This window comes from Ruegeria sp. H7, from assembly GCF_056532945.1.
On sequence record NZ_JBQFNZ010000001.1, the window covers coordinates 673,982 to 687,720 of the forward strand.

Annotated in this window: 12 protein-coding genes; 3 read left to right on the forward strand and 9 right to left on the reverse strand. The window is 53.8% G+C overall.

Going from position 1 to position 13,739, the window contains the following annotated elements; genetic code table 11:
• Positions 1–46: 46 nt before the first annotated feature.
• Positions 47–679: a tyrosine-type recombinase/integrase gene (locus ACR0AC_RS03165; RefSeq protein WP_480871911.1), complete on the reverse strand. Its 633-nt coding sequence runs from the start codon at positions 677–679 to the stop codon at positions 47–49.
• 185 nt (positions 680–864) lie between these two features.
• On the opposite strand from ACR0AC_RS03165, the gene ACR0AC_RS03170 reads away from it, so the two are divergent.
• Positions 865–1,704, forward strand: a complete 840-nt coding sequence (locus ACR0AC_RS03170) for an alpha/beta fold hydrolase (RefSeq protein WP_170452289.1) — start codon at positions 865–867, stop codon at positions 1,702–1,704.
• Between the two features lie 713 nt (positions 1,705–2,417).
• Entirely contained in the window at positions 2,418–3,470 is a 1,053-nt protein-coding gene (locus ACR0AC_RS03175) for a TRAP transporter substrate-binding protein (protein ID WP_170624443.1), read from the forward strand.
• A 249-nt stretch (positions 3,471–3,719) separates the two neighbouring features.
• Here ACR0AC_RS03175 and ACR0AC_RS03180 read toward each other — a convergent pair whose 3' ends face one another.
• The 7 genes from ACR0AC_RS03180 to ACR0AC_RS03210 all read right to left on the reverse strand — a co-directional run bounded on the left by ACR0AC_RS03180 (position 3,720) and on the right by ACR0AC_RS03210 (position 12,450).
• Complete coding sequence (locus ACR0AC_RS03180) at positions 3,720–4,202, reverse strand: hypothetical protein (protein ID WP_480627412.1); 483 nt, start codon at positions 4,200–4,202, stop codon at positions 3,720–3,722.
• A gap of 419 nt (positions 4,203–4,621) precedes the next feature.
• On the reverse strand, positions 4,622–7,765 hold the full coding sequence (locus ACR0AC_RS03185; protein ID WP_480871914.1) for an efflux RND transporter permease subunit: 3,144 nt from the start codon (positions 7,763–7,765) through the stop codon (positions 4,622–4,624).
• 8 nt (positions 7,766–7,773) lie between these two features.
• A complete protein-coding gene (locus tag ACR0AC_RS03190) occupies positions 7,774–8,922 on the reverse strand; it encodes an efflux RND transporter periplasmic adaptor subunit (protein ID WP_480871916.1) in 1,149 nt (382 codons plus the stop codon).
• 76 nt (positions 8,923–8,998) lie between these two features.
• Positions 8,999–9,472: a LamG domain-containing protein gene (locus tag ACR0AC_RS03195; protein WP_170521913.1), complete on the reverse strand. Its 474-nt coding sequence runs from the start codon at positions 9,470–9,472 to the stop codon at positions 8,999–9,001.
• A gap of 186 nt (positions 9,473–9,658) precedes the next feature.
• Positions 9,659–10,219, reverse strand: a complete 561-nt coding sequence (locus ACR0AC_RS03200) for a hypothetical protein (protein ID WP_171208903.1) — start codon at positions 10,217–10,219, stop codon at positions 9,659–9,661.
• A 103-nt stretch (positions 10,220–10,322) separates the two neighbouring features.
• Complete coding sequence (locus tag ACR0AC_RS03205; RefSeq protein WP_480627415.1) at positions 10,323–10,898, reverse strand: hypothetical protein; 576 nt, start codon at positions 10,896–10,898, stop codon at positions 10,323–10,325.
• A 457-nt stretch (positions 10,899–11,355) separates the two neighbouring features.
• Positions 11,356–12,450 carry a helix-turn-helix domain-containing protein gene (locus ACR0AC_RS03210; RefSeq protein ID WP_170510936.1) on the reverse strand — a complete coding sequence of 365 codons (1,095 nt, stop codon included), beginning with the start codon at positions 12,448–12,450 and terminating at the stop codon, positions 11,356–11,358.
• Between the two features lie 251 nt (positions 12,451–12,701).
• On the opposite strand from ACR0AC_RS03210, the gene ACR0AC_RS03215 reads away from it, so the two are divergent.
• A complete protein-coding gene (locus ACR0AC_RS03215; protein WP_480871918.1) occupies positions 12,702–13,064 on the forward strand; it encodes a hypothetical protein in 363 nt (120 codons plus the stop codon).
• Between the two features lie 466 nt (positions 13,065–13,530).
• On the opposite strand, the gene ACR0AC_RS03220 is transcribed toward ACR0AC_RS03215, so the two are convergent.
• Positions 13,531–13,734 carry a helix-turn-helix domain-containing protein gene (locus ACR0AC_RS03220; protein ID WP_170452299.1) on the reverse strand — a complete coding sequence of 68 codons (204 nt, stop codon included), beginning with the start codon at positions 13,732–13,734 and terminating at the stop codon, positions 13,531–13,533.
• Positions 13,735–13,739 lie beyond the last annotated feature (5 nt).

A 13,739-nucleotide genomic window follows, 5' to 3' on the forward strand; every position in this document is an offset into this window, starting at 1 on the left:
CGCTGGACGGCAGGAATGGGCCGCCTGTGAAAGCGACCCAACTGCACTAGATTTCAATGGCTTCGGCAATAGCTAGAGCGTCTTCAAGTTCGACGCCCAGATATCTAACTGTGCTGTCCATCTTTGTATGTCCAAGAAGCAACTGCACGGCGCGCAGGCTGCCAGTCTTCTTGTAGATCTGGGTTACTTTGGTACGACGCATTGAATGCGTTCCGTATGCGCTTGCCTCAAGGCCGATGGATGTGACCCAATCACGGACGATCCGCGCATACTGGCGTGTTGAGATGTGCAGGCGTTCATGGAAGCGGCCAGGCCAAAGATAATCCGAGCCAACCATGAGTTGATCCTCCATCCACCTCTCGACAGAAGTACGCGTGCCCTCGGAAATCTCGAAGCGGACTGGTTTGTGAGTTTTGCTTTGCAGGACGGAGGCGCGCTCTTTGATCTGCCCCGATGCCATCACATCAACGACTTTCATCCTCACAAGATCACAGCCGCGAAGTTTGCTGTCGATTGCCATATTGAACAGCGCGAGGTCGCGATGGTTCTCGGCCAGTTCAAGTCGAACTCGGATCGCCCAGACGTGCTTTGGCTTCAGCGGTCTTTTCTGGTCAACGATACGTCCTTTGTTCCACGCTGGGCGAAGCGCGCGAATGGATGGTAAGTTTGGTGTTTCCATGACTGATCCTCCGATCCGCCATGCCCTCCCAAAGCGACAACCCGACGTTGACGTGGCACCATATCAGAGGATTGCTGCGCTGCCTCAGGGTTCTGCAGAGAGCCCAACGCTGACTTTGAAGGTAAACCATCGACGAATGCCAAACCTGTGATAGTGTCGCAGCAGCTTGGCGGGCGGAGGGTATCATGCCGAAATCTCACTGCAACGGGGCGAGCATTCACTACGAAGATACGGGCGGCGATGGCGATCCAATCGTCTTCTCGCATGGCCTTTTATTCAGCGGTGCCATGTTTGAGGCGCAAGTCGCCCATCTCAGGAAACACTTCAGGTGCATCACTTTCGATCATAGGGGTCAGGGTCAAAGCGGCGTCACAAAAGGTGGGTACGACATGGAGACCTTGACCGAAGATGCTGCCGCATTGATCAAAGCTCTCGACGCTGCGCCTTGTCACTTTGTCGGTCTGAGCATGGGCGGGTTTGTCGGCATGAGATTGGCGGCCCAAAGACCGGAGTTGCTGAAGTCGTTGACACTCCTTGAAACAAGCGCTGAGCCGGAAGATCCGAAGAACGCACCGAAATATAAGATTTTGAATATCATTGCGCGTTGGATTGGCTTGTGGGCCGCAATCGGACAGGTGATGCCGATCATGTTTGGGCGGACCTTCCTCACTGACCCTGGTCGCGCGGACGAACGTCGACGCTGGTCAATGGCCATCACGAGCAACCACCGGATCGGTATCACGCGCGCGGTCAACGGGGTGATCGACAGGGCGGGTTGCGTCGATCTTCTTGGCGACATCCGCGTACCCGTGGGCATCGGCGCTGGCGATAAGGATGTCGCGACCACTCCGGAAAAATCCGAGCGAATGCACCGCAACATCGATGAGTCCGAACTCGTCCTGTTCAAGGGAGCTGGTCATTCCTCGTCGATCGAGACACCCGATCAAGTGATAGAACTGATCGAACGCACAATCCAGAGAGCAGGAAAGACAAGGGCACCGGCTGATGTGCCAGCCGCACTTTGACCAGCGTCTGCTTCGTCGGCGTCTGTGAGTTCTAAACCCTCTCGATCATGCGGTGGCAGCGAGTGTCCGGTCTGGTGAAGCTGCGGCGCAGAAATTGACTACATCGGCAATGGCAGGACTGGGCCGCCCTTGTCTCTTTCTAGGTGTTTGAGATCGTTCCGATGCCGCGCCGCCTATGAGGTCCGCTCGGAGCCCAAAACGGAAGTCTCTAATTTACGCCACACGCGCTCGCAGCGAACATTTTCTGCGTGCGCATTACCTTGAAGATTGCGATACAGCGAGAAGAGCGGCTATTCGAGATGGGCGCAAAGAAATTTCATCAGGCAATTTACAGGTAGCGGACAAAGCTGCAGATTGATCTTGAACGAGTACGTGTAAGTTCACGGATATTGGAGGCATCTTTGATCCACATTTCGAAAGCACCCGGCACATCGACAAAAAGTCGCGGAGCAACCTGATCGAGTGCGATTATGCAGCTATGAAGCGACTGCCTGGGTGTCGTCAGAGCTTTCAATCTTTAGAATCTGCAAAAGCGAAACTGAGCCGGATCGAGATGATAAGAACAATCAAACGAGGTCAGATTCAGGACAGAAATCCGGGCATCCGTGGCGAGATCTAGTTCACCAGCCAGCTCTTCGAAATAGCATGATCCAATGCGCCGTATCGACAATCGCGCAACCTAAAACACTGACGCAACAGCCTCGGAGGACAAAATGATAAAGATGATCAAACTGGCCCTAGCTGCGTTACTCTTTATGGCCATGAGTGGGCCGAGCCTTGCGCAGGATGTCACAATCACCGTGCAATCGGCTTTTCCGACCAGCCTTCCGGTCGTCAATACGATCCGGCAGTTCGAAGCAGACGTCGAGGCAGCCTCCGGCGGGACTATCCAGATCGAGCTGGCGGAACCTGGCGCAATTGTCCCACCGTTCGACATTCAACAGGCGGTCTCTGACGGCGAGATCGAAGCGGGCTATACCGCTGCGGCCTACCTTCATGGGTCCTTGCCTGTTGCGTCGTTTTTCACGTCGATGCCGTTTGGGCCGCAGGCGCTCGATTATATGGCTTGGTTCTACGAAGGCGGTGGGCTCGAGCTCAATCAGCGCATGTATGACGATGCGGGCTTTGACCTAGTGACAATGCCAGTAACCTTCACCGGCATGGAATCGGGCGGCTGGTTCAACACACCCATCGAAGGGACCAACGATTTTGCCGGGCTCAAACTGCGTTGGACCGGGCTGGCCTCAGAAGTGCTGGCAAGCCTGGGCGCGGATACCGTGCTGATCGCAGGCGGAGAGATCTTTCCATCGTTTGAAAGTGGCACCATCGACGGGACCGAGTTCAGCTTTCCCCAGGTGGATCTTGCTCTGAATTTTCCGGACGTGGCTTCTTTCTACTATTTCCCCGGCTGGCACCAACCCTCGACGATGATTGAGTTGGTCATCAACCGCGACGTTTGGGACGGCCTGACGGACAGCCAGCGCACGATCATCGACATGGCGGCCAGAACCAACGCGATGCGTTCGGTCCTGCAGATGGAATTCTCACAGGCCGCCGCCGTCGCGCAAATGGCAGAACAGGGCGTGGACGTCCGCCTTTACAGCCCAGAGACCCTGGACAGCCTCCGAGTTGCCTGGGATGCGCTTGTCTCCGAGATGGCTGCGGCTGATCCTTTTGTGGCCGAGGTCTGGGACAGTTTACAGGCCGCACGAACGCAAGAAGACGCCTGGGACGCTTTGACCGAAACACCTATGCAGCGCCCATGATCGGTCGTCCCAGCGTGATCTTTGGGCCATAGCGCCTGGGGCCGAGACGTGCCTTGCACAACATGGGCCGGGCCTCAAAGGGCTCAGAGCAGCCCAATGCACCCCCAGCGTTTCCCTGACAGGCCAGATCTTGAGCAATCATAGTTAAGGCACATTGACCGTCTTGTGCTGATGTCTGCCTTGCCGGCGACGTGAGTCAAAATCCCAGACTTTACTCAATAGTCTCATCCGTCAGGGCAAAAGGTCTTATCAGCAATAAGGCCAGCATAAGAGATCCTGTATGAAGTTATCATCTATCACCATGACCAGGTTATTCAGCTCGGAGAATCTGGATCCCTCTAGAATGTTAACTTCATAGCTGACCCAGTCACCATCCGCTTTGGGCTGTTTGATTTCGGCGATTAGGACAATCTGCTTTCCGTCAATACTACCTGTAATCGCTGCATTAGGTGGATCCGACTCAAAGCTGTCCTGCCCCTTGCTCCACGCGTCTAACAAGTCAGCGCGACTGATTTGCACCGCACTACGGTAGGGCCGATCCGCAAAAATGGGGACATCGGAACTTACTCCGTGTAAAGTCATAGTGTCGTCCGTTAGCGTGGCGCGATCAGCGGTTTCAATAAAAAGATAACTCTCGGCTTCTGATGCATTGTTGGTGGCTTGTGCGATTGCAGAGACTGCGAGAGCACTCAATATAGTTGCTGCTCCGAAAAGCTTGGCCGAAACTCTCATAGTTACCTCCAGAGTTGGGATGGTCGTTATGTATGAAGTTGAATTTAGATGCCGGCTCGCACAGTTGGCGCCAGATACGTGAAGTGGAAACGTGGCGCTGTTCAGCTTTCTTCTCGCCCCAATTTTCCTGGCAAGAATACAACTAATCAAGAATACGCTTTTTCCTTTTGGGATCCATGAACCTGGGAAACAAAACGACACGGATGGCTTACTGGTTACCAATTTAAGGCGCATGGCTCACGTGCCAGACGTCTCAAGTTTGGTGGCTTGCAATTCCACAGATCGATCTAGTGGTAGCAATGCACCGCACTCACGTGGCGCAGCGAATTTGCCGGAACAAACTCACATACTTGCGCGCCAATGCGAACTATCACGATGGCAGCTATCGCTCGCACTACCAAGCTTTGCTTTGCGGCAAGCTACCTAAGGGAAGAGGAAGTAATTTGACGTTGTTTGGTAGAGTGAATCAGAAATTCTCTCAGCGTCTGGAACGCCGCGTAAAGGACCGGGATCATTATAAGACCCAAGGTACTATCGACAATCATGCCAAAGAGTACAGGATAGCCAATAGATACACGTGCCGCAGCTCCAGCGCCGCTGGACAATACCAGAGGCAATACACCGACGATGAAGCACAGACCCGTCATGGTGACTGGACGGAACCGGATTTCTGCCGCTTTCTGGGCGGCTTCACGGATGCTTGCTCCGGACAACCTTTCTTGATTTGCGAATTCAACGACCATGATGGCTTTCTTGGCTGCCAGTCCGATTAGCAACACCATTCCAATCTGTGCAAAAATATTGCTGGTGAGAAACGGGAAATAGGCAATGGGTATGAGCGCACCCAGCAACGCAAATATGGCTGAAGTGACAATCGACAGCGGCAGTATCCAGCTCTCATACAAAACCACAAGAAACAGGTAAGCCAAAACCAGGGCCGACAGCATGATAAAGGGTACCATGCCCTGTGACTTGACCTCTTGCTGGGTCACACCCGACCATTCGATCCGAAAGCCGTCTGGCAGCGTTTTGTCGGCAATCTCTTGCATCGCGTTGATGCCCGCACCCGAACTAACACCGTCTGTCAACTGCGCACTGACAGAGGCTGCGGTGAATAGGTTGTAACGCGGGATCGCATCCGGTGCGAGAACCGGTTCGCTGCTCACGAAATTGCGCAAAGGCAGAGACTCTCCCGCGCTGTTTTTGACGTAGATATTGTCCACATCATCCAGCGTTTGCCGAAACCGCGCGTCGGCCGAGATGACGACCCAATAGACCCGTTCCGACAGAATGAAATTATCCACGAAGAAGGTGCTGAGATTGGCCTGCAATGCGGTGAAGATGTCCGAAACGCTTACGCCCAGCGTTTCAGCGCGATCCCGATCCATGGACAATCGGTATTGCGGGGTCTGACCGGAAAAGCTGCCATGGGCGCGAACGAATTCTGGCGCGGCGTTCAGGGCTGTGACGAAGGCATTCATGACGGAGTCAAGCTGCGCGCCATCGCCCTTTTCAAGATCCAAAAGCTCGACCGAGATACCACCCGTCGATCCAAGCCCGTGGATGGTTGGGAAGGGAAACACATAGCTTTCGGCCTCGGGCAGAGTGGCCAGTTTATGGTCCAGATCCTGCATAATCGCATCCCAATGCAACTCCGGGCTGGCGCGTTCGTCCCACGGCTTGAGAGTGATGATGGCCATTCCGGCATTGGAGCGGACGCCCGTCAGCATGCTGGCGCCGGACACTGTTGTCACGGTGTCCACGCCGGGCGCTTTTTCGATCACCTCGCCGGCTTTGGCCATAAAGGCCTGGGTTCGCTGTAGGGAAGCACCATCTGGCAGCGCCATGGCGGCCAGCAAAACACCGTTGTCCTCTTGCGGGATCAAACCGGTAGGAACGGTTTTGAAGAGGTAAATGGTAGCCCCGACAGAAGCGGCAAAGACAAGCAGCGAGAACGCGATGTACCTCAACATCAGCGAGACAAGCCGCATGTATTGCCGCCTGATCCAAAACACCGCCGCAGGCACAAACTGCAAGGGGCCAATTGGTTTCACTCCTGCTTTCAGTACCATGGCACAAAGCACTGGGGCCAGGGTCAGTGCGTTCACGGCAGACAGCACAAAAGCGAAGATGATCGTCGCGGCGAACTGGTAATAGATCGTTCCCGTCACTCCGGGAAAGAAACACACCGGAACAAATACGGCCGCCAGCACAAAAGTGGTCGCGATGATCGGGCGATTGACCTGTGACATCGCCTTGAGCGTGGCGTCGCGCGGCTCAAGCCCCTCATCGGTCATGATCCGTTCGGCGTTTTCAATGATGATAATGGCGTCATCGACCACCAAAGTGATGGCTAGAACCAAAGCAAACAGCGTGATCATGTTTGCGCTGAACCCAATCGCATAGATCAGCGCGACTGCTCCCAGCAAAGAAACCGGGATTGCAATCGCGGGAACGACTGTCGCTCGGAAACTGGCCAGAAAGAAAAACGTGACTGCGATCACCAAGCCTGCTGTCAGCGCCAGAGTTTTCAGAATGTCTTCGATCGAAACACGCACAGCATCTGTTACGTCATAGGTGATCTCATATGAGACACCTTCGGGAAATTTCTTCGAAAGCTCACCCATCAGGTTGTGGATGTTATCTGAAATCTCTAGCGCGTTGGCCGTGCTTTCCTGATGCACCGCAATCGCCGCCGTATCCTTGCCGTTCAGTTGCGAGGACCCGGCATAGGTGGCTGAACCAAGCTCAATCCGTGCCACATCCTCCAGTCGGGTGACCGATCCATCGTCGCCCGTTGAAATGATGATCCGGCCGAACTCTTCAGCGTCCCGCAGTAGACCCTCGGCGCGTAGCTTGAACTGAAAATCTGTGCGGGCATCGCCAAATGGCGGGGCTCCGACTTGTCCGGCGGCTGCTACAACATTTTGGCTTTCAATCGCATCGGCAATCTCTGACGCGGTGATATTCAGCGCGGCCATACGAACCGGGTTGATCCAGACCCGCATACTGTATTCCAACTGGCCGAATTGCGAGACCCCACCCACCCCTTGCAGGCGCTGCAGTGGATCATGCAGGAAATCGGCCGCGTAATTGCTGAGGTACAACTCATCTCGTGACCCGTCAGGAGATGTGAGGTTGATCACCAGGATCATATTTCCGGATTGTTTGGTAACCTCGATCCCCTGCTGTTGCACAATGGATGGCAACTCGGCACTGGCAAGGGCGATGCGGTTTTGCACCTCCACCGCCGCAACATTGGGGTCGGTTCCCAAGTCGAACGAAACACTCAGGTCATAGCTGCCATCATTCGAGCTTTTGGACTGCATGTACAGCATGCCGTCGATCCCGTTCACGCGTTCCTCAATGGGTGTGGCCACGGATTCCTGAATGACTTGCGCATCCGCGCCCGGGTATGTCGCTGTCACATATATCTGCGGAGGTGTAATGTTCGGATATTCCGAGAAAGGCATGAGCCGGACGCAGACCGCGCCAAAAAGAACCATTAAAATCGCGATGACAGCAGCGAAATGCGGGCGATTGATGAAGTAGTGAGAGATCAAGTCAAGCCCTAACTCTGACTATCGACCGCTTTTACGACCAACCCGTCGTGAATTTTCTGCAGCCCTTGCACGACAACTCGATCGCCGTCTTTCAGGCCAGAGTTCACTTGGGTTCTGGTTGCGGTCTGAGTGCCGATTTCGATATCAGTTCGGTGAACCGTGTTTTTGTCATCCACGACAAACACAAAATAGCCCTGCTTGTCGAACTGAACTGCATTGCGCGGCACGGTCAAAACCTTGGTGTCGTCCGAGCCACTGAGCGTGACGATGACAAACTGACCAGGAATGAGAAGCCCTTCGGGATTTGAGAATGTGGCCCTTAGCTCGATTGTATCGGTATCCTGACTGACGCTGTCGCCCACATAGGTTACCTTGCCTTCCGTATCGTAAGTCTGACCGTCGGCTAGTGTAATCTGCGTTGCCAGTTTGATGCCCTGCGGCGAAATCGATCCATTGCGTCGTTCACGCAGCAATACGGGTTCACTAACAAAAAAGCTCACCAGCATGGGATCAACGCTTGTGACCGTTGCTAGGACACCGCTGTCGGAATCCACGATGTTGCCCGCATCGACTACAGACAACCCGATGCGTCCATCCAGAGGGCTGATGATCTCTGTATGATCCAGATCGATCTGCGCTATTTCAAGTTCGGCCTGTGCCTCATCCACTGAGGCTTGGGCCTCGTCAAACGTCGCCTTGGCTGTGTCCAGAACGGACTGGGGAACATCACCTTTGTCGAATAATGTCTGTTGCCGGTCGAGTTCCGTTTTGGCGCTGAGCGCAGAAGCCTGAGCGCTTTTCAAAGTAGCCTGAGCGGCATCAACACTTGCCGCATATTTCCTTTTCTCGATGCGGAACAGCACGTCGCCCTTTTTGACAGCCCCACCTTCGGTGAAGCTGACCTCTTGCAGGACACCATCCACTCTGGCCTGAAGGTCGACACTTTGATCAGCGACGACACGACCCACAAATTCATCCTGTTTCTGCAACTCCTGCCGTGTTGCGGGAGCAACAACGACACTGGGTGCCGACGGGTCAGACTGCGCAGCTGCGGAACCCACCAAACCGATGGCGAACAAAGTGCAGAGTAGCTGGTTCGTTATCGTCATCCGATGCTCGCTTATCCGCAATTTGATGTCTGCAAGACTACTATTCATGGCCCTTCAAATCGGCGCAACGGAAATTTAGCCTGCACGATTGATCGAATTGACGGGACTCTACAACATAAACCACTTATGGCAGTCCACCATCTGGCCCGGTATAGGGGGGACGCCAAGAAAAGCTGTCGATGAACATAATCACATTGTCCATCGCCTGAACCTCATCCCCCTGTATTGTATCGTAGCTGTATGAAACTTTTTCACCGTCGACCGTCGGGGATGATATCTCGATGATCAATACATGAGACTCCTCATCAATCTCACCCGACAAAGCTGCATTTGGCGGGTCAACGTCAAAGCTGTTTTCACCTTGGCTCCAAACATCAAAGAAGTGATCTCGGCTGATGACACCGGCGCTGCGGTACGGTCGGTCAGAAAACACCGACACCTCGTCGTCGACACCGTACAGAACGAGTTTCCCATCTTGGAGCTCAGCTTTTGTGGCGGTTTCAACAAACAAGTAGGTCTTGTTATCTGCTTCTTCGGCCAGAGCAAGTGGTGCAGCCAAAGCGCTGATTCCGGCCAGAACAAGAAGTATCTTTTTCACTGTCTTTCTCCTTGGTCCATCATGTCAGTCAGGCGTGAACGGTGCCAGATATCCGGCGGCCAACCCAGGAAGTATTTAGTCCAATTGGTGGAAGTTTCTTATTTCCCTCAAAAAATGTATTTGAAATCATAGCCTTAGGACCAAACAGCGGATTCAACCGGCGTCGGGCCAGATTGATTGTTTTTCTCAATCTGATTGAGAACCCAACACTCCAGAATCTGCATCCAGCTGAATTGTATTGCCGCCACCTGTGAATGCATCTGCCGCAAGATCCCACCCACCTTCGATATCTGCCCACGGACTCTCATCGATAACGAGATAGCTTTGCTCAAGGGCAGGTACTGCGGAACCTTGCAGGATGGTGTAGGAAAAAGTCAGTGTGTCACCAGATTGCCGAGGGTCCGATAGTTCGACGACCAGCGCGACAGGTTTGCCATCCGCTTGGCCCATCAGCGCAGCGTTTGGTGGATCGTCAGCAAAACTATCCTGCCCTTCACTCCAGACTTTGAGCAGTTCGGAACTTGGTATGACCCCAGCGGCGCGGTGCGGGCGATCTGCAAATACGATCATGTTCGCGTCCGGGTTTTCAAGTGTCAGGATCCCGTTGTGCAGCGTTGCCACGCTGGCGTGCTGAACAAATAGAAAGCTGGCTTGGTCTTTCGTTTGTTCAGCAGATGCAGAAGCCGCAATAACCCCCGCTGCCAGAGTGGTGGCAATGCCTGTGCTCAAGATGCCTGCCTTAGTCATGCCTATTCCCTTTTCGACGCGCAAAGTGCTTCAAACGCTATATGACGTGACTGCGGCACCCCTTTACGAAGGGCACCGCGATAGGTGAGCGCACTCAAATATCTCAGTTCGACGAAACGCCCTGCGAAAGAATACCCATACCCACATCGCCGTTCAGCTGTGTCGATTGTCCCGCGTCCCCGGTGGAAACGGCTGCCAGATCTGCCATGGTTTTGTAAAACTCCGCGAACGGGTTGTCGTCGATCACCAAATAGCTCTGTTCTATGGATTGGACCCCAGTACCTTCCAACACGGTGTAATCGAAGACCAAGTTTCCGTCTTTCCTCTTTGGGTTGGTCAGTTCAACGATTATCGAAACAGGTTGGCCTGCGGATTGCCCGACAAGCGCTGCATTCGGCGGGTCCTCGGCAAAGCTGTTTTGCCCTTTGCCCCAGATCTTGATCAATTCCGAGCTTGGTACCGCAACTGCAAGGCGGTGCGGACGATCCGCAAAAACGATCATATTTTCGTCTGCGTCATGAAGCGTCAACGTGCCGTCATCCAGAGATGCGGAGGGCGCATGTTGAACGAAAAAGAAGGTTTCCTGAGCAGGTTTTTCTTCTGCAGTTGCAATTGCAGGTGCCAGTCCGACAACAAGTGCAGCAAGCGAACTCCGGAGCGCCTTGAGTGCCTGTTTCATAGGGTTTCCATCCTATTCAAATTTTCTGTTGGTTTGTTTGCAGTCCGCTCGACCTTCGCCAGAGGGTACTCAACTAAGCTCTCGTCCACGCATCGCACCAAGCTTTGCATCTCCGAAAAGAGAGAAACCATTTCCCCTTAGCGACCCTTCAAGCCAGCAAACAACACAACGCCGGTTAACTATGCGGTATCAGCTTGAACTTTTTGACTCACGTGCATGACGTCTCAAGTTCGCTGTCACAGAGTGCCACTAGCCGAACCAAGGATCGTCGTCGCTGCGGCAATGAACCGAGCCGACCATGCTACCTCCGCGACGAAGCTCTGAGATGCGGGCGCGGTCACAATACCCCGCGGCATTGTGGATATTGAGAACCAGCGGAAAGTCAGCGGGTGCGAATTGCAGTGAGACTTAGCGCAAATGGCGCTCGCTGGACGTTTTATTCGGAGGCTCTAGCGCACTAAATTGCATGATGGTTAGATGTGTGTGCTACGTCGAAGGTCCCACTCGTTCTTGCCAACGCGCCCAGGTTCTCAAAGAAGCCTTTGTTTGGTTTGATTGAGCTTTCTCTGGTCAGAGTTGGATGCAGGTGGGTCGAATTACGACTAGCATCTACGTTGTCCGGTTCGATGTATTCGGAGCCCAAGATATCGCCCGGTTTACAGTTGTACCGGCGCCGGAAACTTCGAACAAAGCTTGACGTGTCGAGAAAGCCCAAACGAGTTGCGACAGATGTGACCGCCCCTCGTGTTGGCTGACTACTGGCAAGCGTGTCACGTGCGTATTCCAGGCGGAGGTTGGCCAAATAGGCCTGCAATCCGCCATCTGCGCGAAACAAGCGATACAGCGTCGATCGCGACATTCCTACAGCGGCGCACATCTCGTCAACGTTCAAAGGCAGCGAGAGCGATCGCGAGAAAATGTATTGTTCTGCGCGAATACGCTTGGCTCTTTCGGTATGCAGGTCTTCCGAATTGAGTTCCTCGCGATCCGTAATCGCGGCGACGAGCAGAGACGCGAACAGGTTGATCGCTGAAGCATTGCCTGTTTCCGGTTTGTGCGAAATTTCGTTCGCCAGATGTAGGAAATTGGCGATCATCAACCGTCCGACTGGTGTACTATTGTCAAAATGCGTCATCGGTCGCAGAGGATGGCGCGTGACTTGAAGGGCCGATTTCCTGAGGGCAAGATACGTGACCTTAGAGCGGTCGCAGTAGCAATATCGGGTCGCAGACAAGTCCATTACAGTGAGAGAGCCAGGTGCCACCCGGGTGGTTTCTCCGTTCACTTTTGCGACCGTGTGCCCCTCATTCTGGTAACGGATCACGACGCAATCGAACTCGTGATTATTGCCTACGAGTTCCGCCGGAGACATGGCCAATTGGCAGAACACGGCGTCTTCCAACTGACGAGACGACACGCTGAGTTCCAGATTCCGACGAGAAACCAAGGGTCTTCCCACGCGCCAAAAGTCCGCCATGAAATCGTCCCACGCATCCCGACGCGCCTTTTCCGGGAGCATCGAGATATTCAGGTCTGGTTCGAGGCCATTCATCTTCGATCTCGTTTCCGCATCGGTTAAGCTAACATACTTGTTCGCATCATACTATCTTAAGGTTGAGCCGATCAACGTGGACTCATTCTAAAATTTACTTCGTAGAGCATCTCCGCCAAAACCTCCAACTTTCAAGCAATGAGGCGAAGGATTGCTAAAAGTTGTCGGGTCCTGTCTGGTTCCTATGCTTCGACACTGCTTTTTTCTACTAGCGGAAGATCCGTTTTGACAGTGTCTTACCAAAAAATACAGTGCCCTACGAATTTCCGGTTTCGCAGGCCGCACGGCGGCAATTCCGAACATTTTCCCGCAACTCGAGATTTGAATTCGCTCGCGGCGAAATGATGGTTTGGGATTCACCTAGGTTTGTCATGATGAATGACTGCTATAGGGGATTTCGCCGCGGCGCAGAAAGCAATCCGCTGCGGGAGCGAGGATTTTCTGCGTCAGCATTCGCCGTGCTGTCAAAAGGCAGCAAAGTCCGCATTTCGCAAGTTCAGGCAGCATTTGATACTGCGCTCGCAGCGAACGGCAGGTGCGACGGGCTGCGCCGCAGCATCGAGACTATGGGCGAAGGTCTCTTATGGGCCGGTTCCGGCGTCGCATTTTCTTGACCCACGACTGATGCTTCATGTCATGGGACATTGGGCCCACAAGTTTGGGACCTCAATTAGTTGTGCCATGTCCCATAAATTGATGTGGATTCCTCAAAGCGTTTTTTGTCGTACATCCGATGATAGTAAAGAAATTGCTCGACTTCCATGGCTTGGCAAGCGGCACTGCTGGCATGGACAACACAACCCGTGAACAGCTCAGTTTCGTTTTTGCAAAGCTAACGGGTAGTTTGGAGGACGCGGCATCGCAAGCTCTCAGAGGCCAGCGATCGAAGATTAGCCCAAAAGAAGCAATAGAGCTTGTTCAGTCCCTCCAGGTCCCGCTGCAACACGCCGCCGCGCGTATGCGGGCGATTGAGCTCTTAGCCCGTCAGAACGGGCGAAAATGAAGCGAAGCACCAACTTTGGATTGCGCAAAGCGGGCGTATGAGCCTGCACAGGATCGGTAGTCAGTCAATCCGAAGAACTAGTCCAACAACTCACCCAGCGAGACACCAAGCGCGGTAGCCAGTTTATCCACAACGGTAATCGTTGGGTTGCGGGCACTGCGCTCGAGATCGCTAATGTACGTCCTGTGAACATCCGCTTGATGCGCGAACTCCTCTTGCGACCAGCCTTTTATCTGCCGCAAGCGTCGCAGGTTTTTGGCAAGGCGGTCGCGCACATCCATACAGC